At 60.5% G+C, this 23,542-nt stretch carries 21 protein-coding genes; 15 read left to right on the top strand and 6 right to left on the bottom strand.

The window, feature by feature from the left end:
- Positions 1-68: 68 nt before the first annotated feature.
- The 5 genes from JAB4_RS23090 (at position 69) to JAB4_RS23070 (ending at position 5,376) form a co-directional block, all read left to right on the top strand.
- A complete protein-coding gene (locus JAB4_RS23090; protein WP_070221444.1) occupies positions 69-974 on the top strand; it encodes a ChaN family lipoprotein in 906 nt (301 codons plus the stop codon).
- A 141-nt stretch (positions 975-1,115) separates the two neighbouring features.
- Entirely contained in the window at positions 1,116-1,871 is a 756-nt protein-coding gene (gene exbB / locus JAB4_RS23085; protein ID WP_070221443.1) for a tonB-system energizer ExbB, read from the top strand.
- A 3-nt stretch (positions 1,872-1,874) separates the two neighbouring features.
- On the top strand, positions 1,875-2,300 hold the full coding sequence (exbD, locus tag JAB4_RS23080) for a TonB system transport protein ExbD (protein WP_070221442.1): 426 nt from the start codon (positions 1,875-1,877) through the stop codon (positions 2,298-2,300).
- A complete protein-coding gene (locus tag JAB4_RS23075) occupies positions 2,297-3,070 on the top strand; it encodes an energy transducer TonB (protein WP_070221441.1) in 774 nt (257 codons plus the stop codon). Before exbD ends, JAB4_RS23075 begins: the two co-directional genes overlap by 4 nt.
- Positions 3,071-3,120: 50 nt before the next feature.
- A complete protein-coding gene (locus JAB4_RS23070) occupies positions 3,121-5,376 on the top strand; it encodes a TonB-dependent receptor (protein WP_070221440.1) in 2,256 nt (751 codons plus the stop codon).
- 30 nt (positions 5,377-5,406) lie between these two features.
- Here JAB4_RS23070 and JAB4_RS23065 read toward each other — a convergent pair whose 3' ends face one another.
- Positions 5,407-5,814 (bottom strand): PRC-barrel domain-containing protein, encoded by a 408-nt coding sequence (locus JAB4_RS23065; RefSeq protein ID WP_070221439.1) that lies wholly within the window; start codon positions 5,812-5,814, stop codon positions 5,407-5,409.
- Positions 5,815-6,060: 246 nt separating this feature from the next.
- On the opposite strand from JAB4_RS23065, the gene JAB4_RS23060 reads away from it, so the two are divergent.
- The 3 genes from JAB4_RS23060 (at position 6,061) to ftsB (ending at position 9,522) form a co-directional block, all read left to right on the top strand.
- Positions 6,061-7,713, top strand: coding sequence for a CTP synthase (locus JAB4_RS23060; RefSeq protein ID WP_070221438.1), 1,653 nt, complete (start codon positions 6,061-6,063; stop codon positions 7,711-7,713).
- Between the two features lie 140 nt (positions 7,714-7,853).
- The gene (gene eno, locus JAB4_RS23055) at positions 7,854-9,137 is read left to right on the top strand and encodes a phosphopyruvate hydratase (RefSeq protein ID WP_070221437.1); all 1,284 of its coding nucleotides are present in this window, start codon (positions 7,854-7,856) and stop codon (positions 9,135-9,137) included.
- Between the two features lie 61 nt (positions 9,138-9,198).
- On the top strand, positions 9,199-9,522 hold the full coding sequence (ftsB, locus tag JAB4_RS23050; RefSeq protein ID WP_070221436.1) for a cell division protein FtsB: 324 nt from the start codon (positions 9,199-9,201) through the stop codon (positions 9,520-9,522).
- A gap of 230 nt (positions 9,523-9,752) precedes the next feature.
- On the opposite strand, the gene JAB4_RS23045 is transcribed toward ftsB, so the two are convergent.
- The 5 genes from JAB4_RS23045 to JAB4_RS23025 form a co-directional block, all read right to left on the bottom strand.
- On the bottom strand, positions 9,753-10,034 hold the full coding sequence (locus tag JAB4_RS23045) for a hypothetical protein (protein WP_058049567.1): 282 nt from the start codon (positions 10,032-10,034) through the stop codon (positions 9,753-9,755).
- A gap of 152 nt (positions 10,035-10,186) precedes the next feature.
- Positions 10,187-11,329, bottom strand: coding sequence for a glycerophosphodiester phosphodiesterase (locus JAB4_RS23040; protein WP_070221435.1), 1,143 nt, complete (start codon positions 11,327-11,329; stop codon positions 10,187-10,189).
- On the bottom strand, positions 11,329-13,743 hold the full coding sequence (locus JAB4_RS23035; RefSeq protein WP_227742017.1) for a TonB-dependent receptor: 2,415 nt from the start codon (positions 13,741-13,743) through the stop codon (positions 11,329-11,331). The genes JAB4_RS23040 and JAB4_RS23035 overlap by 1 nt, the downstream gene beginning before the upstream one ends.
- Positions 13,744-13,894: 151 nt before the next feature.
- Positions 13,895-14,875 (bottom strand): Hsp33 family molecular chaperone HslO, encoded by a 981-nt coding sequence (gene hslO / locus JAB4_RS23030; RefSeq protein WP_070221434.1) that lies wholly within the window; start codon positions 14,873-14,875, stop codon positions 13,895-13,897.
- A 4-nt stretch (positions 14,876-14,879) separates the two neighbouring features.
- On the bottom strand, positions 14,880-15,404 hold the full coding sequence (locus JAB4_RS23025) for a gamma carbonic anhydrase family protein (protein WP_070221433.1): 525 nt from the start codon (positions 15,402-15,404) through the stop codon (positions 14,880-14,882).
- Positions 15,405-15,611: 207 nt separating this feature from the next.
- Between JAB4_RS23025 and JAB4_RS23020 the strand changes: the two genes are divergently transcribed.
- From JAB4_RS23020 to JAB4_RS22990, 7 genes are all read left to right on the top strand, one after another.
- Positions 15,612-16,487, top strand: coding sequence for an alpha/beta hydrolase (locus JAB4_RS23020; protein ID WP_070221432.1), 876 nt, complete (start codon positions 15,612-15,614; stop codon positions 16,485-16,487).
- Between the two features lie 1,202 nt (positions 16,488-17,689).
- A complete protein-coding gene (gene ltrA, locus JAB4_RS23015; protein WP_070221431.1) occupies positions 17,690-19,393 on the top strand; it encodes a group II intron reverse transcriptase/maturase in 1,704 nt (567 codons plus the stop codon).
- 127 nt (positions 19,394-19,520) lie between these two features.
- Positions 19,521-20,354, top strand: a complete 834-nt coding sequence (locus JAB4_RS23010) for a 3',5'-nucleoside bisphosphate phosphatase (protein WP_070221430.1) — start codon at positions 19,521-19,523, stop codon at positions 20,352-20,354.
- 213 nt (positions 20,355-20,567) lie between these two features.
- A complete protein-coding gene (gene htpX, locus JAB4_RS23005; protein WP_070221429.1) occupies positions 20,568-21,452 on the top strand; it encodes a protease HtpX in 885 nt (294 codons plus the stop codon).
- Between the two features lie 38 nt (positions 21,453-21,490).
- On the top strand, positions 21,491-22,114 hold the full coding sequence (locus JAB4_RS23000) for an L-threonylcarbamoyladenylate synthase (RefSeq protein ID WP_070221428.1): 624 nt from the start codon (positions 21,491-21,493) through the stop codon (positions 22,112-22,114).
- Between the two features lie 94 nt (positions 22,115-22,208).
- Positions 22,209-22,886 carry a site-2 protease family protein gene (locus JAB4_RS22995; RefSeq protein ID WP_070221427.1) on the top strand — a complete coding sequence of 226 codons (678 nt, stop codon included), beginning with the start codon at positions 22,209-22,211 and terminating at the stop codon, positions 22,884-22,886.
- Positions 22,887-22,928: 42 nt separating this feature from the next.
- On the top strand, positions 22,929-23,501 hold the full coding sequence (locus JAB4_RS22990; RefSeq protein ID WP_070221469.1) for a class I SAM-dependent methyltransferase: 573 nt from the start codon (positions 22,929-22,931) through the stop codon (positions 23,499-23,501).
- The last annotated feature ends 41 nt before the right edge of the window (positions 23,502-23,542 follow it).

Raw genomic sequence — 23,542 nt, 5'->3', positions numbered from 1 at the left:
ATCATTTCTATTAAAATGCCCGCCAGTAGTTATTTTGCAATGCGTGCTTCCACCCGAAAGGCCATGCCATGAAACTCCCCCTGTCCCTCGCCGCCATCCTGCCCGCCTGCGTGCTGGCGCTGAGCGCCTGCAGCAGCGTCGCGCCCGCCACTGGCACGGCCTCCGCCGCCACGGCGCAGGATGTGCGCCAGCTGGGCGAGATCATCGACCTGCGCAGCGGCCAGCGCATGACTGCCGAACAATTGCTGGCCCGGCTGGCCGCCGCCCCGCGCCTCATCGTGGGCGAGCAGCATGACCAGCTCAGCCACCACAAGATCGAGCAGTGGCTGTTGCAGCAATTGCAGGGCCAGCGTCCGCAAGGCAGCGTGCTGCTGGAAATGCTGAACCCGGACCAGCAAGCCAAGGTGGACAAGGTCAAGCCGTGGCTGCAGACGGACCCCGTCGTGCGCCCCGAACACGTGGCCGAGCTGCTGGCCTGGCAGCCGGGCTGGAAGTGGGCGCAATATGGCGACCTGGTCATGACCGTGATGCGCGCGCCTTATCCCGTCTGGTCTGCCAACCTGGACCGTAGCGAGATCAAGCAACTGTTTGTCGACCAGCCGGCCGTGCAGGGCAAGCATTCGAATCTGGCCAATGATGGCAAGGTGCATGACAAACTCAAAGACATCATCCGCGTCATGCACGACAACCAGATCGATGCGCCGCGCCTGGCCGCCATGCTGTCGGTGCAGCAGCAGCGCGACCGCCGCATGGCCGAGCGCCTGCTGGCCGCGCCCGCGCCCGCCGTGCTGATCGCCGGCGCCTACCATGCGCACAAGGACCTGGGCGTGCCGCTGCATGTACAGGACTTGACGGGCGGCCCCGCGCCGCTGGTGCTGATGCTCGCCCAGCAGGGCGCCACGGTGCTGGCGCCGCAGGCGGATTTTGTGTGGTACACGCCGGTGGCGGCACCCGCCGTCGCCAGCGCCAAGTAATTCGTTGTAACTCCGCCGGGCGTTCAGCCCGGCACTCCTCCCCAGCAAGCTTCTTCGCAGCAGCCAGGTAGTTTTTCCGATTTTTTTGCATGCGCGTGCGCGCCGTTGGCGCAGCCATGCCTGTTACCTGTTGAAGCTCCCATGCGTATCCTCTGTATCAAAGCCGCCGCCGGCGGCGTGTTTCTTTCCCTGTTCCATGCCACGGCGCAAGCGTCCGCCTTGCCGCACGATATGTCGCCGCTGGGCATGTTCTTCGCCGCCGACCAGATCGTCAAAAGCGTGCTCATCGGCTTGCTGCTCGCCGCGCTGGCCACCTGGGTGGTCTTGCTGGTGAAGGGCGCCAGCTTGCTGCAAGCGCGGCGCGCGGCGGCGCAAGCCGTCGCCATGCTGAAGACGGCAACGTCCTTGCCGGACGCGGCCGTCAAAGTGGAGGGCGCAGGCAGCAATTCGCTGGCGCAGCAGCTGCTGGCCGAGGTGCAGCAGGAACTGAGTCTGTCGCATGCCAGCGCGCCGGCGGCGGCCCTGAAGGAGCGTGCCGGGTTTCGCCAGGAGCAATTGATCGCGCACAAGGTACGCGGCATGACGCAAGGCATCGGTTTACTGGCCAGCATCGGCGCCGTGGCACCGTTCGTGGGGCTGTTCGGCACCGTGTGGGGCATCATGAACAGCTTTATCGGCATCGCCGTCAGCCAGAGCACGAATCTGGCGACCGTCGCGCCCGGTATCGCGGAAGCCTTGCTGGCGACAGCGCTGGGCCTGGTGGCGGCGATACCCGCCGTCGTCATCTACAACGTCTTGAGCCGTGGCATCAATCAGTACAAGGCGCAGCTGCGGGCCGCTTCCGCGCAAGTGCTGCTGATGCTGAGCCGCGACCTCGACGTGCGCCAGCAGGCCTGAGCCATGGCCAGCCTTTTCCCATCGCAGGACGACGACACGGCCGACATGCCGGAATTGAGTGAGATCAATGTCACGCCCTTCATCGACGTGATGCTGGTGCTCTTGATCATCTTCATGGTGGTCTCGCCGCTGGTCACCGTCGACCTGAAGATCGACTTGCCGGCCGCCACGGCCAAGCCCGAGCCGCGTCCCGAAAAACCGGTGTTCGTTTCCCTGAAAGCCGACCACAGCCTGTACCTGGGCGAGTCGCCCGTGGCGCGCGGGCAGCTGGGCAGCCTGCTCGATGCACAGACGGGCGGCGACCGCCAGCGCACGCTGTTCTTCCAGGCTGACAAGCAAGCCGCGTATGAAGACGTGCTGGGCGTGATGGATGCCCTGCGCCAGGCCGGCTATCTGAAAGTGGGCCTGGTGGGCCGGGAGGGCGGGTGAATCCCCGTCCGGTATTGAGCTGGGGCATCGCCACGTCGCTGGTGGCGGCTACCGCACTGTCGCTGCTGCTGTGGATGGCCTGGCAGCCCGTCGCTGTCGCGCCCGCGCAGCCGCCCGCCAGCGTGATGGTCGTATTTGCCGCGCAAGCGATGTCGCCGGAGACGCAACAGGCGGCAGCGGCAGGGGCGCGCCAGTTGGCCGCGTCCAGCGCAGCCCAACCGAAAAAGAGTACGACCAGGCAGCAAGCGCTGCCCGTGCTGGCGCGCGCCGCCGCGCCGCAAATCGTCGCGGCCGAAAAAGAAGCGAAGGCAGACGCCAGTCCGTCGCCAGATCCCGGCAAGGATGCCGCCAGGGAAGCGTCCATGCAAGCCCAGGCCAGCAGCAGCGCCACGCCGGCGCCAAGTTCGGTGCGCGGTCCGCAGGCGGCGCCGTTCGACAGCGACACGCCGCCCGCCAGCGCTGCGCCCGCCAGCTGGCAAAGCCGGGTGCTCAGCCACCTGGCCCATTTCAAACGCTATCCGGGCGACGCGCGCCAGCGCAAGCGGGCCGGCGCCGCCTGGGTACGCTTCCAGGTGGACCGCGACGGCAAGCTGCTGGCCAGCGAACTGGTCACTTCATCGGGCACGGTGCTGCTCGACCGCGAAGCGCTGCAAGTGCTGCAGCGCGCGCAGCCGCTGCCGGCGCCGCCCGACAAGGTCTTACACCAGGGCACGGTGACCGTCACCTTGCCCGTCTCGTTCAAGCTGGAGCCAGGGCAGGACAAGGCATGAGGATGCCGATTGTATTCATTAAAAATCCAACCATAACAAATCGAGGGTGTATGCATATCAAGACAATGACACGAGCCGTGGGCGTCTGCATGGCGTTGCTGGCGCAGCAGACATGGGCGCAAGAAAGTAGCGACGGCAAGGTGGTGTTTTCGCCGCTGAATGTATCGGGTGAAACGGTTCCGGCGGAACAGCAGGCGCTGGAAAAACCGGGCGCCGTCAGCGCACGCGGCGCGGACACGCGCTTGCAACCCGTGGACCAGATCGTGCGCAGCATGCCGGGCACGTTTACCCAGATCGATCCGGCGCAGGGCGCCGTCAGCGTCAACATCCGCGGCTTGTCGGGCCTGGGCCGCGTCAACATGATGGTCGATGGCGTGAGCCAGAATTACTATGGCAGCGCACCGTCGTCCGTGTCGCACGGCGGCGTGCCCAGCAGCCAGTTCGGCGCCCTGATCGACCCGAACTTCATCATCGGCGTGGACGTGTCACGCGGCAATGTGGTCGGCGGCGATGGCGTCAATGCACTGGCCGGCAGCGCCAACTTCCGCACCATCGGCGTCGATGACGTGGTCTTCGCCGGCGAAAAGGTGGGCGCGCGCACGAAGATGTCGACAGGGAACAACGGTGTCGGACGCAGCGCCATGCTGGCCGTGGCCATGAAAAACCCGGCCTTCGATGGCGGCAGCGTAGGCTTCATGGCCGCCACCAGCGCGAGCGTAATCGGCAACAACTACAAGAATGCGAAGGGCGTCAACAGCGAGGAATTCGGTTTCGGCTACAACCGCTATTACAAGCAAAAGCCCAAGTCGCAGCTGCTCAAGCTGGATCTCACATTGAGCGACTTCCACGCCCTGGAGCTGTCGGCGCGCGACTACCGCAGCACGTTTACGCGCCGCGATATCCGCAGCAATGACTACTACGTCAAATATCACTACACGCCGTTTTCGGAATTGATCGACCTCAATGTGGTGGCCAGCAGCAGCCGTGGTAACCAGAAATATATGCCTGAAGCGTTGACCAATTTCATCAACACGAATGCGGCCAACCGCGCCGATGCCATCGACATCAACAACACGAGCAGCTTCAAGCTGGCCGGCGGCGATGCGCTGGTGACCATCGGCGGCAAGCTGATGCGCAACAAGTACAGCAAGCACGTGGAAAGCCTCGTCGACGATCCGGACAACCCGGATGCGAACCAGCAATCGATTGAAAATAATACCTTCGGCCCCGAGGGCGTGCAAAAGATCAGCAGTCTGTACGCGGGCCTGCAATACAACCGCGGCATGGTTCAGGTCAATGCGGGCCTGAACACCACGCACTTTGATTTGACCGGCCACAAGCCCGCCTGCGATCCGCGCGTGCAGTGTTTCCCGCAGGGGGCGAGCAATATTGCGCTGAAAGAACACGGCATCAACCCTTCGCTGCTCGTTTCCGCGCAAGTGACGCCGTGGTTCCAGCCGTTTGCCAGCGCCGAGCGCACCATGCGCGGGCCGAATCCGCAGGAAGTGTTTTTCTCGAATGACGGCGGGGCTTCGATGAACCCGTTTCTGAAGGGCGAGAAAGCGACGACCTATCAGCTGGGCTTCAATTCCAGCCTGCATGGCTTGCTGAGCAAGAATGACGTGCTGAATTTCAAGGCGCTGTATTTCAAGAGCAAGATCGATGGCTATATCACCAGCCAGTCCTTCCTCGTGTGCGACCGCGGCCGCAAGTGCAATATCGCGGAAGTGCTTGCCAATGATTGGCAGAATGTCGATGACTACATGACGAATATGTATATCTACATTAACTCGGCCACACCCGTGCGCACGCGGGGCTGGGAGCTGGAAGCGCAGTACCAGCTGGGCTCGGCGTATGCGCGCCTGTCGTACACGCGTGAAAAGACCAGCCAGCCCACCTCGATCGCCAGCGCCTGGTTTGGCGCGGCCGACATCAGCGAGCTGCCCAGCACTTATTACAATCTCGACGTGGGCACGCGTTTGCTGGACAATAAAATGGAGATCGGCGCGATCATCAAGCACACGGGGTCGAACCGCCGCCTGTCGCCGGACAACGAAGCTGATGAAGCGACGGGTGAAGTGCTGAAGGCCGACAATCCGAAGATTCCGGCCGTAATCGACTTGTATGCGAGTTACCAGATGTCGAAAAACTTGTTCCTGCGCCTGTCCGTGCAGAACGCGATGAACAAGGATTTTTCGGAAGCGCTGAACCGCCTGAACTCGATGCCGTCGCAGTCGCAGGACAACACGCCGCTGAGCACGGCGCGGGGCAGGACCTATGTGGCGGGGCTGGAGTACCGCTTTTAGAGCAGACCTCAGCCCCGCGCTTTGGCTTAATTAATACTCACGCGGCGTGGTGCCGTAGTAACTGTGGATCGAATTGGCCCACGTCTGGTCCGCCATGTTCGGCCAGTTATCGGTATCGAAGCCGGGCGCGTTTTCGATGCGTTCCTTGTCGACGTTCAGGGTGAAGCGCTTGTTGACGGTGTCGAGCAGCAGCGCTTCCCAGGGCACGGCGAACAGTTTTTCGCCGATGGTGAAGACACCGCCGTGCGACATGACGGCATAAGCGATCTTGCCGCTGCGCATGTCGATCATGATTTCCTTGATTTCGCCCAGGTGTTCATCCTTGGCGTTGTGCACATGGTCGCCGATCAGGGTGTCGGCACCCATCAGTTCAGGGCCGGGGCCTTTGTGGCCGCGGTTGACATACATGCCGTAGGCGTCGCGTTCTTCGTAGCTCATGGTGACCTCCTGTTGAAAAATCCCAGTCTGCGGCCAGGGCGCGGCAGGGTCTGTTCGCTCGCCCACACAAAGTATGGAATTGGAAATATTTCAATTCTTGCTATCGGGTAATTTTGTTGTGCGTAGACAGCAGGAGGGGGAGGGATAGTCGGTATTTGGCGCAAATTTCCGCGCGCGGGGGGCGACGCAGGCGGGCTTTAGTGTATAATTTCAATTTCCCGCACGTGCCGTTCGGCACCATCTGCAATGACCAAATTTGTCTTCGTCACTGGTGGCGTTGTGTCCTCCCTTGGAAAAGGGATTGCCGCCGCCTCCCTCGCCGCGATCCTCGAATCGCGCGGCCTTAAAGTCACCATGCTCAAGCTCGACCCGTACATCAACGTCGATCCTGGCACGATGAGCCCTATGCAACACGGTGAAGTATTCGTCACCGACGACGGGGCCGAAACCGACCTCGACCTCGGTCACTACGAGCGCTTCATTTCCACCCGCATGAAAAAGGTGAATAACTTCACCACTGGCCAGATCTATGAATCGGTGATCCGCAAGGAACGCCGGGGCGAATATCTGGGCAAGACCGTGCAGGTGATCCCGCATATCACCAATGAAATCCAGGATTACATCCGCCGTGGCGCCGAAGGCTACGACGTGGCCCTGTGCGAAATCGGCGGCACCGTCGGCGATATCGAATCGTTGCCATTCCTGGAAGCGGCGCGTCAGCTGAGCCTGCGCGCCGGCCGCAAGAACACGGCGTTCGTCCACCTGACCCTGGTGCCGTACATCGCCTCGGCCGGTGAACTGAAAACCAAGCCGACCCAGCACTCGGTGCAAAAGCTGCGTGAAATCGGCATCTTGCCCAACGCCTTGCTGTGCCGCGCCGACCGCGCCATCCCGGAAGACGAGCGCGCGAAAATCTCGCTGTTCTCGAACATCGAGGAAGACGCCGTCATTTCCGTGTGGGACGTCGACACCATCTACAAAGTGCCGCAAATGCTGCACGACCAGGGCCTCGACAAGATCATCTGCGATGCGCTGGACCTCGATCCCGCACCGGCCGACCTGTCGATCTGGAGCAAGCTGATCTACACGATGGAGCACCCGAAGGCGGAAGTGACCGTCGGCATGGTCGGCAAGTATGTCGAGCTGACCGAGTCGTACAAGTCGCTGATCGAAGCGCTGCGCCACGCCGGCATCCACACGGAAAGCCGCGTCAACATCGAGTACATCGATTCGGAAGAAATCGAAACGACGGGTTGCGAGAACCTGGCCAAGTACGATGCCATCCTGGTACCGGGCGGCTTCGGCAAGCGCGGCGTGGAAGGCAAGATCAAGGCGGCCCAGTTCGCCCGTGAGCACAAGATTCCTTACCTGGGCATCTGCCTGGGCATGCAAGTGGCCCTGATCGAATACGCGCGCAACAAGGCTGGCATGCCGAACGCGAATTCGACCGAGTTCGACCTTGATACGGATCAACCGGTCGTTGCACTGATCAATGAGTGGCAAAACCACGATGGTAAAGTCGAGTTGCGCGATGAAAACTCGGACCTGGGCGGTACCATGCGCCTGGGCGCGCAGACCTGCGCCGTCAATCCGGGCACCCTCGCCGCCGAGATCTACGGCAGCGTGGTGACCGAGCGTCACCGCCATCGCTACGAAGCCAATAATCACTACCTGGCCCGTGTCGAAGCGGCTGGCCTGATCGTCTCGGCCCGCACGCCGAGCGAAGATTTGTGCGAAATCATGGAATTGCCACGCACGGGTGAAAATGCCCACCCATGGTATATGGGCGTGCAATACCATCCCGAGTTCAAGTCGACGCCACGCACCGGCCATCCGTTGTTTACCTCGTTCATCAAGGCAGCGCTGGCGCACAAAGAAGCCAACGCCGCTGCGCAATAACGCGGTCGATCACGACAGTATTACCTGTAAGACAGCTCCCGGCCAGATGGTTCCCGCCGGGAGTTTCTTTGCCCCCTTTGTGCAATTGCGCATCAGAACGCAGTGTGCAGCCCCTGTTACGCTTAACTTTGGAGAATGACATGAGTGCTATTGTTGATATTATCGGTCGCGAAATCCTGGACTCGCGCGGTAACCCGACCGTCGAATGCGATGTGTTGCTGGAATCGGGCGTGATGGGCCGTGCGGCCGTGCCGTCGGGTGCCTCGACCGGTTCGCGCGAAGCCGTGGAATTGCGCGATGGCGATGCCAAGCGCTACTTCGGCAAGGGCGTGCTGCAAGCATGCGAAAACATCAATACCGAAATCTCCGAAGCCATCATGGGCCTGGACGCCAATGAACAGGCTTTCCTGGACCGTACCCTGATCGACCTGGACGGCACGGAAAACAAATCGCGCCTGGGCGCCAACGCCATCCTGGCCGTCTCCATGGCCGTCGCCAAGGCTGCCGCCGAAGAAGCGGGCTTGCCGCTGTACCGCTATTTCGGCGGTTCGGGCGCCATGCAGATGCCGGTGCCGATGATGAACGTCATCAACGGCGGCGCGCACGCCGACAACAACCTGGACATCCAGGAATTCATGATCATTCCCGTGGGCGCCCCATCGTTCAAGGAAGCCGTCCGTTACGGCGCGGAAGTGTTCCACACGCTGAAAAAGATCCTGCACAAGAAGGGCCTGAATACCAACGTGGGCGACGAAGGCGGTTTCGCGCCATCCTTGGCCAACCATGAAGAAGCCATCAAGCTGATCATCCAGGCCATCGAAGAAGCGGGCTACGAGCCAGGCACGCAGATCGCCATCGGCCTCGATTGTGCCGCGTCCGAGTTCTACAAGAACGGCAAGTACGAAATGGAAGGCGAAGGCCTGAGCCTGACGGCTACCGAGTTCACCAACCTGCTGGCGACCTGGTGCGACAAGTACCCGATCATCTCGATCGAAGACGCGATGCATGAAGGCGACTGGGACGGCTGGGCGATCCTCACCCAGGAACTGGGCAAGAAAGTGCAACTGGTCGGCGACGACCTGTATGTCACCAACACCAAGATCCTGAAAGAAGGCATCTCGAAAGGCATCGCCAACTCGATCCTGATCAAGATCAACCAGATCGGCACGCTGACGGAAACCTTCGCCGCCATCGAAATGGCCAAGCGCGCCGGCTACACGGCCGTCATTTCGCACCGCTCGGGCGAAACGGAAGATTCGACCATCGCCGATATCGCCGTTGCCACGAACGCCCTGCAGATCAAGACCGGCTCGATGTCGCGTTCGGACCGCATGGCCAAGTACAACCAGCTGCTGCGTATCGAGGAAGACCTGGGCGACATCGCCAGCTACCCTGGCCGCGATGCGTTCTATAATCTGAAGTAAGCTGATGTAAAACCCACTGGCCGGCCGGAGATATCCGGCCGGTTTGTTAACCGACTACCCCATGCGCCTGATTACGCTCGCCCTGGCAGCCCTGCTGCTGCTGATCCAATTTCCCCTCTGGCTGGGTAAAGGCGGCTGGCTGCGCGTTGCCGACATGGAAGCCCAGGTGGCGGTGGCGAATAAAAAGAATATGGAATTGAAGGCGCGCAACGCCAAGCTCGAATCCGAAGTGCGCGACCTGAAAGATGGTACCGGCGCCGTCGAGGAGCGTGCCCGCTATGAGCTGGGCATGGTCAAACAGAATGAGATTTTCGTGCAGATCGTGCGCAAGGGACAAACCCCGCCACTGCAGGAAACGCCGGTGGACGCTGCCGCGCCGCACTGAGTACTTCCCACTTGCCAGCCTGAACCGATTGCCAGGCTGACATATCACAGCTGTATTACTACCTGGTACTTCTTACTTTCTACTGCTATACACGACTGCCTTGTTGCTTGCTGATCAGAAACGCGCCTTGCCGGTCGAGATCAGGTAGAAATGGATGCCGGTAACGACGACGGCTACGGCGATCAGTGCGGTTTCGAGAAACATCATATAAAAATCCTTTCAGTATTTAGTTAGCCGCGCGAGGCCAAGAAACGCAACTCGGCTGCGAGGTTAGGCATCAGCTTTTCGTAGCGGTTCGCTTCCGAGTTAAGCAGGGCGAAATCGCGCTTGCTTGGGCGCACATAGCGCTCGTCGTCGGCGCTGGTCGTCGCGGTGGCGATGACTTCCTTCTGGGCCAGTTCGCTGTACGGCTTGGAAGCGAGCAGGGCGCCCAGGAAGGCGCGCGTGGCGCGGCCCAGGTTGCTGAAGTAGTTGTCGTTGTCGTTGCTGTAGGTGTTGGTAAAAGTGGACATATGCCCTCCATGAATGGTCTGTTGTTGCATTGCACAATAATGGAGTTGGCGATATATGTCTAATTTCAAATTCCAATTTCAGAAATTCAAGAAACGAATAATAAGGGCGTAGCCGCCAGCCACGCCCTGAAAAAGAATTTGTTACCAAATGTTTATCCGGCGGCGATGCGTCCCAGACCGGGATCGTCGCTGAAAAAGCCGTCCAGTCCCGTCTCGATGTAACGCCGCATCTCCGCCACGGAACCGGCTTCGTTGCGCGCATTCTCGCCATTGCCATCGCGGAAGTCGGCCGCCAGGAAACGGTTTTCCGGGCGGAAGGTCCACGTGTGCAGCAGCAAGCCCGCCTGGTGCGCATCGTCGACGATGGACGAGGGTTTTGCCAGGCGCTGGTCGGCGTCCAGCGGGATGATTGCTCGCGTTGGCGGCGCCACCACGTCCGCGTAGGCGGCGATGTCGCGCAGGCCGGCCGGCGTGGTCATCTGCCCGAACGTCAGCTTTCCGCCCGCCTTGACGACATCCAGCGGACGCACGTCGCCGCCCACCACCAGCTGCATCAGGCGCACGTTGGCGCGCCGTCCCAGCTTCTCGCGCAGGTACTTTAAATTCGCCACTTCGAAGGACTGGATTTCGATCGGCGCGCGGCGCGTGTATTCGTGCGCCAGCATGGTCGACAGGAAACGGTCTTCCAGCGCCAGGCCCGCATCGCGGAAGTAGGTCGAGCTTTTCAGCTCCGGCACGAGGCCGATGACGCGGCCGCTGGCGGTAGATTGCGCTGCAACAAAATCGATGATTTCTTCCCACGTGGGGATCTGGAATTGTCCATCGTACAAGGTGTTGCCGGTGCGGACTTTCGGCAAGCGTTCGATGGCGCGCAGGGTTTTCAGTTCCGCCAGGGTGAAGTCGTCAACGAACCAGCCTTCGTGCCATTCGCCGTCGACCATCTTCTTGCCGCGCCGGCTGGCAAACTCGGGCCGGCGCGCCACGTCGGTGGTGTCGATCAGGTTGCTTTCGTGGCGCGCCACGAGGATGCCGTCGCGCGTGGCCACCAGGTCCGGCTCGACGTAGTCGGCACCGTCGAGGATGGCCTTGGCGTACGACGCCAGGGTATGCTCGGGGCGCAGGGCGCTGGCGCCCCGGTGGGCGAACACGAGCGGGCGGCTCGGGGGCGTGGCCAGCAGGCCGGCGGCAAAGCCCGGTGCTGCCGCCAGGGCCAGGCCGCCCACGGCCGCCTGGACGAAGTTGCGGCGCGAAAAGTGCCGTTGCGGCAGCACAGGGGCGAGATGCGGCGCGCGCATCAGAAGTCCGCCGTCAAGGTCAGGAAGCCCTGGCGCGGGGCGATGGGGAAGGTGTTGTACGTCTTGTCGGCCGCGCCCACGACCACGTTCAGCGATCCTTCGCGGTTGGCCAGGTTGCTGACGTTCACGCGCCAGCGCGGGTTTTTCAGCCAGCCGGCCATGGCCGGCAGCTTGCCCGACACTCCCAGGCCCATCAGGAAATAGCTGGGGACCGACAAATCGTTGGTGTACGTCGCGTAGCGCTTGCCCACATAGTCTCCCGTCAGTTGCACTTCGATATCGCCAAACGTGGCCGAAGCCACGAACTTGTTCAGCCATTCCGGCGAGCCGGGCACGTTCTTGCCGGCGGTCAAGACCAGCGCGGCGCCATTGTTGTAATTGTCCGCGTACTGCGAGCGGTTGTACGACAGGGCATTGTAGAACGAAAAATTGTTGCCGAAGTGGATAGTACCTGCGATATCGATGCCGTCCGTGCGCACGCTGCCCACGTTGGCCAGCACGGGATTGCCGCCGATGATGGACGAAATCACGGGCGTGGGGCTGATCTGCAGCAAGCGGTTGCTGAAATCGACGTGGTAGACGTTGACCTGACCATCGATGGCCGTGATGGCGCCCAGGCTCAAAGGATGGCTGCCGCGCACGCCCACTTCATAGGTGAGGGCCGTTTCCGGCTTGGCGTCGCGCTTGAACAGATCAAACGCGGCCTGACTCGACAAGCTCCACGGCGAGGCGCCGCCGCCGCCATAGGTGACGAACTGGCGCATGTTTTTCTGGATGTTGAAGTACAGCTGGTCTTGCGGCGTGAAGTCCCAGCGCGCGCCCACTTGCGGCAAGAACCATTTTTTCGTGTTGATGGTGCCGACCGGCAAGGCCGTCGAGCCGCCGGCGATGGCGCCCAGCGCCGGCTGCACGGGGAATTGACCGTCGGCAAACTGCAGGCTGGACTTGAAACCGGCCTGCAGGGCGATATCGGGGCGGATGCGCCATTCATCCTGCAGGTGCAGTTGCACCACCTTGTTGTCGATCTCGCTGCCGTACTGCGTGATCAAAGGATTGCTGGGGCGGTCATACGGCGAGGTGGGGTTGTTGACGTCCAGCGCATACCAGCGGCGGTAGGCGGACGAGCGGTTCTGTTCCAGCCACAGGCCCGCTTCCAGCTGATGCTCGCCAATTTCCTTGCGCACGGTGGAAATGAAGCCGCCGCGCTTGATGTCGTATTCCGTGGTGCGCACGGCGTAGCCCGAGTTGCCGAACACTTGTTTCAGGTTCTGTTTCGGGTAGTACACGCTGAACAGGCCCGGCAAGCCGGCCACGCCGATGGGGCCGGCCACCACGCCGGCGCCGTCATCCTTGTGGTAATACACCTGGTTCGACCATGTCATGCCATCTGACAAGTTTGCGTCGAACTTGGCGTAGGCCAGGTAATCGGTGCGCTGCGCATCGCTGTAGTAATTGCGGTAATTGTTGCCGTCCGCGGCAGGCGTCGCGCCCGTCGGCGACAGGTAGTTCAGGGCCGCCTTGAAGTCGGGGTACAGGAAGGGGCGCGTGTACGGTGCGCTCGTTTCGCCCGCCACGTGCACGGTGCTGTCTTCGTTCGGCTCGATCTTGTCCGAGTAATTGAAGAACAGGGTCAGCTTGCCCGCCTCGCTGCGGTTGACGTATTTGGCATTGAACTGGTCGCCGCCCTGGCGCGCATCGAAATCCCAGGCGCGCGCTTCGTGGTGCAGGATGGAAAAATAGGCGCTGCTGCCGTCGCCGAAAACGCCCGTGTCGTAGCGGGCAAATGTGCGCGAGGTGCGGTGGCTGCCCACCGTCTGCTGCAGGCTGGCGCCTTGCGTGGCCAGCGGATCGCTGGAATAGGTTTCGATGGTGCCGCCCAGGTTGCTGGTCGAGGCCGTCGCCAGGTCGCCCGCACCCGAGGACAGCACGACGCTGCGCACGTTTTCGCTGATGACGGCGCGCTGCGGCGACAGGCCGTTGTAGTTGCCGTACTGCTGGTCGCCCAGCGGCACGCCATCCATGGTGTAACCGAGTTGCTGGCCGGAAAAGCCATGCACGAACAGCGACAGGTTCTGCTCGTTGTTGCCCCAAGGATCGGCCGTCTGGAAGCTGACGCCTGGCAAGGTTTGCAGGGCTTTCAGGGGATTCGTGCCGGGCAGGATTTTCTGGATTTCATTCTTGCTCAGGGCAACCGAGGAGCGCGTCTTGCGCGAGGAAATCTCCACGGTGGCCATCGGGGCGTTGTCGTCGGCAGCCGGGGCGGCAGCGGCTGCCATGTCGGTCGTGGCGGATGCCACGGCGGCGGCCACGGCCGTTTGCGCCAGGGCCGGCAAGCTCAAGCCCGCGGCGCACGCGCCCAGCAAAACGTGGAAGGAATGGCGGCGCAGGGCCAGCGTCAAGTGGGTGGTCATCATCAGCCTGTGGAAAGTGGGAAGTAATACAAGCTGCGCAGCGTAACGGCGGCGCGTGACGGGCTGATGACGAACTGATGACGGAACGATGACAGTGGAAACGATTGCGCCGCCTCAAGGGCGGCGCGGCAGATTCATGGCGAAACTGTAATGCTTAGTTGATGCTGGCGGCTGGCGGAATCAAGACCTCGGCCGGCGCATCCGTGATGAACAGCTGCGCGCAATCGACCTTGTCGAATTCGTAATGCTGGCCGCAGAAATCGCAGTTCACTCCCACTTGCCCCACTTCTTCCAGGGTGCTGTTGACTTCTTCCTCGCCCAGCATTTTGAGCATATTGCCCACTTTTTCGCGCGTGCAGCTGCAATGGAAGCTCGGGTGCAGCGGATCGAACACGCGGATCGTTTCTTCCCAGAACAAGCGCTGCATCAGGGTATCGATGTCCGTCGACAGGATTTCCGCCTCTTTCAGGGTCGATGCCAGCATCACGGCGCGGTTCCACGTGTCGAGCGCGTCTTCTTCCGAGACGGGCGTCGCCTCGGCCTTGCCGCCATGGTGCGGCAGTTTTTGCAGCAGCAGGCCGCGCGAGACGGTGTCGTCCGTGGCCAGCCACAGACGCGTGTCGAGCTGTTCCGAACGCAACATGTAGTTTTCGATCACGGTGGCCATGTCGTCGCCGTCCAGCGGCACGATGCCCTGGTATGGTTGCTGGCCCGGCACCTTGTCGGCCGGGTCCAGGGTGATGATGAAGCGGCCCTTGCCCGTGGCGTTGAGCAATTGCGGCACGGTAGCCACGTCGGGAATGGCGGCGTCCGGGTCCAGCTTGGCCGTGGCGCGCAGGCGCAGGTCGGAATCGCATTCGACGACCATCAGGCGCACGGGACCGTCACCGTGGATTTGCATGATGATGGAGCCGTTGAATTTCAGGTTGGCCGACAGCAGGGCGGCGGCGGCCACCATTTCGCCCAGCACTTTCTTCACGGCCGTGGGGTAGGCGTGGCGCGACACCACTTCCTGCCAGGTGGTCGATACGTCGATGAACTGGCCGCGCACGGCGGCGTTGTCGAAAATAAATTTTTGCAGGGTATCCTGGCCGCTAACGGCTGCGCTGACTGCGCCCGTGGTTTCAGTCGTCATTCTCTTATCCAATCTTCTTGAGTTGCGTATTAAATAGCTGGCCGCGCTGCACATAGTTCACGGCGTTGCCTTGTAGCCTGGTGATATCGTCTGCCGTCAGGGCCCGCACGGCTTTCGCCGGTGAGCCGATGATCAGCATATTGTCGGGAAATTCCTTGCCTTCCGTGACCAGCGCGCCCGCGCCGACCAGGCAGTTTTTGCCGATCTTCGCGCCGTTCAGGATCACGGCCTGGATGCCGATCAGGGCGCCATCGCCGATCGTGCATCCATGCAACATTGCCTGGTGGCCAATGGTCACGTTCCGGCCGATGTCCAGCGGGTAGCCCGGGTCCGTGTGCAGCACGGCGCCTTCCTGCACATTGCTGTTGGCGCCCACGGTGATGCGTTCGTTGTCGCCGCGAATCGTGGCGCCGAACCATACGGACGTATTCGCTTCCAGGGTCACCTTGCCGATCACGTTGGCCGTGTCGGCAACAAAAGCGGAAGCATCAATCTGCGGCGCATAGTCGCCCAATTGGTAGAGTGTCATCGTCAGCCTGTGGCGGTGGTGGAAGCGCCGGGCGCGGCCGGACGCGAAAGTTTTGCGCTATTTTACGCTGTTGCAAGACAAGTCCGAGCGCCGACCGTCAATCCGGTATAATTATCGAACGGTCGTACTTTTATGTCCATCCTATCTACAGACACAGCATGTGGCGCCATCTGCGCCACTTTCAAGGCAGGCAATCAGATGAAACCCATGAAACTTTCCCGTTCCGAATTCATCAACATCCGCGGCGCCCGCACGCATGTGCGCCACTGGGGCCGCGAAGGCGCGCCCATCCTGTTCATGGTGCACGGCTGGATGGACGTGGCCGCCTCGTTCCAGTTCGTCGTCGACGAGTTGCACGGCGACTGGCACGTGATCGCCCCCGACTGGCGCGGCTTTGGCCTGAGCGACTACACGCAGTCCGATACCTACTGGTTCCCCGACTACCTGGCCGACCTGGACGCCATGCTGCTGCACTATTCGCCGGAAGCACCCGTCAATCTGCTCGGCCACAGCATGGGCGCCAACGTGGCTGGCCTGTACGCGGGCGTGCGGCCCGAGCGCATCAGCCGCTTCATCAACCTGGAGGGCTTCGGCATGATGGCAACAAAACCGGAGCAGGCGCCGGGCCGCTACGCCAAGTGGCTGGATGAATTGCGCGAGCCGCCCGCCATGCGCAGCTATCCTTCGCAGCGCGCCGTGGCCGAGCGCCTGCAAAAGACCAATCCGCGCCTGCCGGACGACCGCGCGGCCTTCCTGGCTGAACACTGGTCGGCGCAGAACGAGGCGGGCGAGTGGGACATCATGGGCGACCCGCAGCACAAGCGCGTCAATCCCATCCTGTACCAGGTGGAAGAAGTGATGGCCTGCTGGCGCCGCATCACGGCGCCCGTGCTGTGGGTGGAGGCTATTGAGACGAATATGTGGCAATGGATGGGGCCAAAAGAACAGGCGCGCATCGAGATCGACCGGCGTTTGGCCTGCATCAAGGATGTGCGCTGCGAGATGATGGCGGATGCGGGCCACATGCTGCATCATGATCAACCGGCGGCATTGGCGCGGCTGGTGGAAGCATTTTTGGCCTGATGTGTGTCTGGAACGCCGCAGCGCGATTTGACAAGCAGCGTACAATGAAAACTTCTGTGCGACACGATAGTCGCGATCCGTCGCTCTGCGGCATTGATTCGAAGCAGTAAGTAGTAATCAAGAAAGCTGTATCCATCCTGCAAGCCTCGCGGTAAGTCTTTGATTTAACTACGTTAAATTTAAAAATAAGACTGGCACTAAACACCGTGGGCTCCCTAATTGCGTCTGCAAATTCGGGGATAAATCAAACAATCGCAATGTTCCAATGACTTGGTTTAATACGTCTTGATTACTGAGTTATTTGTAATTTAGGCACTATTTTTCTCGATTCTCCGCTGACAAGGCGGTCATTGCGTTGCTAATTTGCGACAAATTCCACGAAATTTTAGGGATTTTGAACAATCTGATTTCCTCGTTAGCAGGAAATCTACGGTAGGTCATTTTCGGCCTTGTCTAAACAGAATGGAACAGCAAGATCGCGCAAGCTCTGAGATGCCTTGTCACACTCAACTATTCTGCGTCCTGGAATGCTGATGCTGTGACCGGGTGTGCGACCACTTGTCACCTACTCGGACATGCGTCTCCGGTAACGGAGGGGTTTTGAAGCTCCGATGACAATGTACCCCCGCGTAAGCGGCGTGAACGCCATGCGAATGGTCGAGCGGAAACTGCCAGCAGAAAGGCGGTTGAGGGGCTAGGTGAGGCTGCATGGGTAATGTAATGTGAACTGACGCTTGAACCCTCGTGATCATTGACAGGCCTAATCTGCTGTTGGCCTGAACCAAAAGGTATGTGGTTGGATATCTCCGTAGAAGTTGGGGATACGTCGTCGTCAAACCACCGGGGGAAAGTCAGACCCTAAACAGTCATGTGCGGCGCAATTCGGCCGTGCGGGCATCTCAAGGAACGTGGTAAGCCCGACTCGTCGCTTATCGGATCATCGAAGGCAAGTAACCCGTGAGGGAAACCCATGGCGGAGCGGGTATGGGAGGATGGAAAAAGTGAATGTCCGGCTGTAATGGCAGGAATAGGGATTCAAAATTTGTCCCGACGTGAAAACGTGCAGACTTCCATCTGGTGCAATAGTCGTCAGCGACTACATAGACAAAAGTAGGTTAATTTCAATCGCCCCGAAGGGATGCAGTTCTCCCCTTCGGGGGAAGCTGCGTCTTCGGCGGGCATTACTACGACGAGGTTCAGCAATGGAAGTAATCGAAGGTATCGCAATCGATTCTGCGTCCTCGCACGTTCCCAATGAATGGGCTGCCATCAACTGGCAACGCGTTCAGAAGAGCGTGAAAGTCATGCAGATTCGTTTAACGAAGGCAACACAGGAAGGTGACTGGCGCAGGGTGAAAGCCTTGCAGCGGTGGCTGACCCGCTCGTTCAGCGCAAAAGCGCTGGCAGTTAAACGGGTGACAGAGAATCAAGGTAAGCGTACCGCAGGCGTAGACCGGCAGTTATGGGAAACGCCGTCGCAGAAATTTGCGGCGATTGCGCAGTTGGAGAAGCGTCGGTATCGACCCCTGCCACTACGGAGGGTTTATATCCCCAAAGCCAATGGGAAGGAGCGCCCCTTGGGCATCCCGACCATGAAAGATCGAGCCATGCAGGCGTTGTATTTGCTGGCGCTTGATCCGGTATTGGAAACGGTGAGTGACCCGAATTCTTATGGTTTTCGGAAAAGCCGCTCAACGGCCGATGCAATGAGCCAGATATTCGTAAGAATGTCCCAGAGGACTTCGGCCCAATGGGTACTGGATGCGGATATTGAAGGTTTCTTCGATAACATCAACCACGACTGGATGATTGACCATGTTTGCATGGATAAATTGATTCTTCGGAAGTGGTTGAAATCCGGGGTGGTTCACCGGACGCAATTGCTGGCAACCACAGCGGGAACACCGCAGGGCGGCATCATCAGCCCTGCATTGGCAAATTGGACGCTGAATGGACTGGAATCGGAACTGATCGAACACCTCGGTGTCCGATTCGGAACGTCGAAATTCCAAAAGCTAAAAGTTGGTGTCGTGCGATACGCGGACGATTTCGTGGTAACCAGTGCTTCACAAGAGTTGCTGGAAACAGAAATCCGGCCATGGATAGAAGCATTCCTCGCAAAGCGTGGGCTGCGACTGTCGCAGGCCAAGACCAATATCGTACATATTGACCAAGGCTTTGACTTCCTTGGGTGGAATTTCCGGAAATACGAGGGAAAGCTGCTCATCAAACCGAGTCAGAAAAACGTGAAAGCGTTCTATGAAAAGTTGAGGAAGGTGATCGGCGAACAATTGACGGCAAAGCAGGAGGATTTGATCCGGCTGCTGAATCCGGTGCTACGAGGCTGGGCGCAATATCACAGTCCCGTAGTTGCCAAGCAGGCGTTCTCGTATATGCAGTCGCTGCTATTCTGGCGACTGATGAGGTGGGCCAAGCGCAGACACCCGAACAAAGATGCTGATTGGATTCGCAAGAAATACTGGCGGACAATCGGTGACCGAAATTGGGTGTTTGCTGTGGACGTTGTCACAAAGGATGGCGGTAAAGGTGTGATGGAGCTGTATTCGCTTTCGGGTACGCTCATCGAGCGCCACAGGAAGATCAAAGGGGACTATCATCCCTATGATCCGCAATGGGAGGTGTACGGCGAAACCCTCCGACAGGAGCGCATGCTGAAAAGGATGAGCTACCGAAAGGAATGGGCGAAGTTGTATTTCGATCAACGCGGCCTGTGCGCTTTGTGTGGGTATGAGATGAACATGGACACTGGATGGCACGACCACCACATGGAATACCGTGTGATGGGAGGCTCCGATGCCCTTGGAAATCGCGTACTACTTCACCCGAACTGTCATAATCAAGTGCATAATCTGAAATTACAAGTTGTTAAGCCTGTTCCTGTATAGGAATTTTTATTAAGCTTGAGCCGTGTGCGATGAAAGTCGCAAGCACGGTTCTTAGGGGGGAGGGGTTCTGGTAACAGGCCCTTCCTACCCTCCTCCATGCTGAGCCCGTGCAGGGTATTGTTTTCACATGCTTAAAGTCGACCTGCATTGTCATTCGAATATCTCCGACGGCGTGCTGTCACCGGCCGCCGTGGCGGCGCACGCGCGCAAGGCGGGCGTCGATGTGTGGGCGCTGACGGACCACGATGAAGTGTCCGGCGTGGCTGCCGCGCGCGCGGCCGCGCTGGACCTGGGCATGCGTTTCGTGGCCGGCGTGGAAATCTCGATCACCTGGGCCGGCGAAACCGTGCACATCGTGGGCTTGCAAGTCGATGAAAACAACCCGGGCCTCGTGCAGGGCTTGCACCAGACGCGTTCGGGACGCGATGCGCGCGGCCGGGAAATCGCCCGCCAGCTGGACCTGGCTGGCATCCCCGACGCCTATGAAGGGGCCTTGAAATTCGTCGGTAACCCGGACCTGATGTCGCGCACGCACTTTGCCCGCTACATCGTGGAAATGGGCAAATGCGCGAATATCCCCGACGTGTTCAAAAAATACCTGTCGGAAGGCAAGCCGGGCTACGTCGAGCACCGCTGGGCCACCCTGGCCGAAGCCGTGGGCTGGATACGCGGGGCGGGCGGCGTGGCCGTTATCGCCCATCCGGGCCGCTACCGCTTCAGCGACATGGCGCAAGGCGTGCTGTTCGATGAATTCAAGCAACTCGGCGGCGTGGCCATCGAAGTCGTCACGGGCAGCCACAGTCCGGACCAGTATCCGGAATATGCGCAGCTGGCCAATGCCTACGGCTTCCTCGCCTCGCGCGGCACGGATTTCCATGCGCCGGGCGAATCGCGCGTGGATTTTGCCATGTTGCCGCCGTTGCCTGCCAACGTGACCCCCATCTGGCACGACTGGTTTTAGCTGACAGCCAGGCAAATCTGCTGCGCGGCGCGCTTTGCGGCCGGCGATGCTCACCGTACTCCAGTACGGTTGCGCTTCTCGGCCACAAATCACTGCCGCTCGCGACGATTTTCCTGGCTGCCGATGCGCCGTCGTGTCGCTGCTTGAAATCTGCGTTTGCGTGCATATCTTTTTGTTATTCTTGTTATACATAGTCATCTGGAGCCATCGCCCATGAAACGTATCGTCCTTTTTATTGCAACCAACCTGGCCGTGATGCTGGTGCTGTCGCTCGTCCTCAGCTTGTTGGGCGTGGGCAATCCGGCGCGGGGCAGTACCCTGAACCTGGGCAGCCTGCTGGTGTTTTCGCTGGTGGTGGGTTTCACCGGGTCCATCTTTTCCCTGTTGATTAGCAAGCCGATGGCCAAGTGGAGCACGGGCGCGCGCGTGATCGACAATCCGACCTCGTCGACGGAATTGTGGCTGGTCAATACCGTGCGTGCGCTGTCCGAGCGGGCCGGCATCGGCATGCCGGAAGTGGCCGTGTACGAAGGCGACGCGAATGCGTTTGCCACGGGCGCGTTCAAGAATTCGGCGCTGGTGGCCGTGTCCACCGGTTTGCTGCAAAGCATGAACCGCGATGAAGTCGAGGCCGTGCTGGGCCACGAGATCGCCCACGTTGCCAATGGCGACATGGTCACCTTGACCCTGATCCAGGGCGTGGTGAATACCTTTGTCGTCTTCATGGCCCGCGTAGTGGGTTTCTTTGTCGACAATGTGCTGTTGAAAAATAACAACCGCGAAGGCGGCGGGCGCGGCATCGGTTACTTTGTGACCGTGATGGTGTGCGAAGTGATCTTCGGCTTGCTCGCTTCCATCATCGTCGCCTGGTTCTCGCGCCAGCGCGAATTCCGCGCCGATGCCGGTTCAGCCAAGCTGCTGGGCAGCCCCACGCCGATGATGCATGCGCTGGCCCGCCTGGGCGGCGTGCCGCCGGGCGAACTGCCGCAATCGATGCAGGCGCTGGGCATCAGCGGCGGCAATGGCGGCTGGGGCGCGCTGTTCGCCACCCATCCGCCCATCGAACAACGTATCGCCGCGCTGCGCAGCGTACAATAATGCTAACTTAACAAGCTGGTTCGCCAGAACGCTTACACATGAGTCAATTTTTCCAGATTCACCCTGAGAATCCGCAATTGCGCCTGATCAAGCAGGCGGCCCAGATCATCCAGTCCGGCGGCGTCGTGGCCTTGCCCACCGATTCCTGCTACGCGCTGGTGTGCCAGCTCGACGACAAGGGCGCCGTCGAGCGCCTGCGCCGCATCCGTGGCGTGGATGAAAAGCACCATCTGACCTTGCTGTGCCGCGACTTGAGCGAGCTGGGCGTGTATGCCAGAGTCGACAACCGCCAGTTCCGCCTGCTCAAGGCGGCCACGCCGGGCGCCTACACCTTCATCCTGGAAGCGACCAAGGAAGTGCCGCGCCGCCTCAGCCATCCTTCGCGCAAGACCATCGGCCTGCGCGTGCCGCAGCACCGCATCGTGCAATGCCTGCTGGAAGAGCTGGGCCAGCCGCTGCTGGGTGCGACATTGACCCTGCCCGGCGACGAGGAGAGCCTGACGGATGCCGACACGATCCGCGAACGGCTGGAAAAACTGGTCGACCTGATCATCGACGGCGGCGTCTGCGCGCACGGCCCCAGCACCGTGATCGACCTGACGGGGCCAGAGCCGGAAGTGGTGCGCGTGGGACGCGGCGACCCTGCCGTGCTGGGCTTGTAGAGGGGCATTGCCCACCTGTTGCGGCGCAGCTCTTCATTTGTTCTTAATGACAACGTAAGAAAGGGCCTGGGACGCCTCTGGTAGAATCGCGGTCATGAGCGATTTCAATACGATAGTCCAGACCGTTGCGGTGTACCTGGTGCCGGTGCTGTTTGCCATTTCCCTGCATGAGGCGGCGCATGGCTACGCCGCCCGCTATTTCGGCGACCCCACGGCCTCGAACGAGGGCAGGCTGAGCCTCAATCCGATCCGGCATATCGATCCTTTCGGCACGATCCTGCTGCCGTTGATACTGTATTTCACGATCCAGGTACCGTTCGGCTATGCCAAGCCGGTGCCCGTCGATTTCAGCCGCCTGCGCAATCCGAAGAAACAGATGGCCTGGGTGGCGTTTGCCGGGCCTGGCGCCAATTTCGTCATGGGCCTGGGCTGGATGATCGCCTTTGTCGTGCTCAGCGTGCTGCCGCCGACGGAAATGGGCATGTTTTTCCGCAAGATGGCGGGCGCCGGCGTCAGCGTCAATGCGGCCATGTTCGTCTTTAACCTGATTCCCGTGCCGCCGCTCGATGGCGGACGCATCATGACGGGCTTGCTGCCGATGCAGCTGGCGCGCCCGTACGCCAGCATCGAGCGCTACAGCCTGTATGTGTTCGGCGCCCTGGTGCTGCTGATGTACACGGGCATCCTGAACCGCGCCCTGCTGACGGCGATCGAATTTGTCATAGGCATTTTTGTCACCGTGGTCACGCCCCTGACGGCCCTGTTGACTTGATGCAAGCAACTGGATGGTTGTAAATAATTGATGGAAGTACCGATGCAAGTAACTGAACCAACAATAGAAACCGAAGCGATTTCCGGCTGGCTGCGCCGCTGGGCGCCCCTGATCCCGGGCGGCGAAGTGCTGGACCTGGCCTGCGGCGCAGGCCGCCATGCGCGCCACCTGGTGAGCCTGGGCCACCCGGTGCTCGCGCTCGACCATGATCCTGAAATGCTGGAAAAGGCGGCCGGCACGGGTATCACCACCTCGCTGGTGGACCTGGAGGCGCCGGGCGCCGTGTGGCCCTTCGCTCCCGGCCGCTTTGCCGGCATCGTCGTCACCAATTATCTGCACCGGCCGTTGCTGGAAGCCATGATTGCCAGCCTGGCGCCCGATGGCGTGCTGCTGTATGAAACGTTTGCCGAGGGTAATGAGCAGTTCGGCAAGCCGTCGAATCCGAAATTCCTGCTCAAGGAAGGCGAAATGCTGACCTGGGCGGTGCAGCAGGGTTTGCGTGTGGTAGCGTATGAAGATGGGCGCGTCGAACAGCCAAAAGCTGCTCTGGTGCAACGAATTTGTGCCGTCCGGCCGGATTTTCCACGGTTGGCAGCCTTGCTGCCGACGTTTTGAGCGGCCATACTATGTCAGAATGCACCACAGGCGCGGGCTAT

This window comes from Janthinobacterium sp. HH102 (assembly GCF_001758625.2).
GTDB lineage: Bacteria > Pseudomonadota > Gammaproteobacteria > Burkholderiales > Burkholderiaceae_D > Janthinobacterium.
Note: the sequence above shows the minus strand (reverse complement) of the source record. Positions and strands in the feature narration are given on the sequence as shown.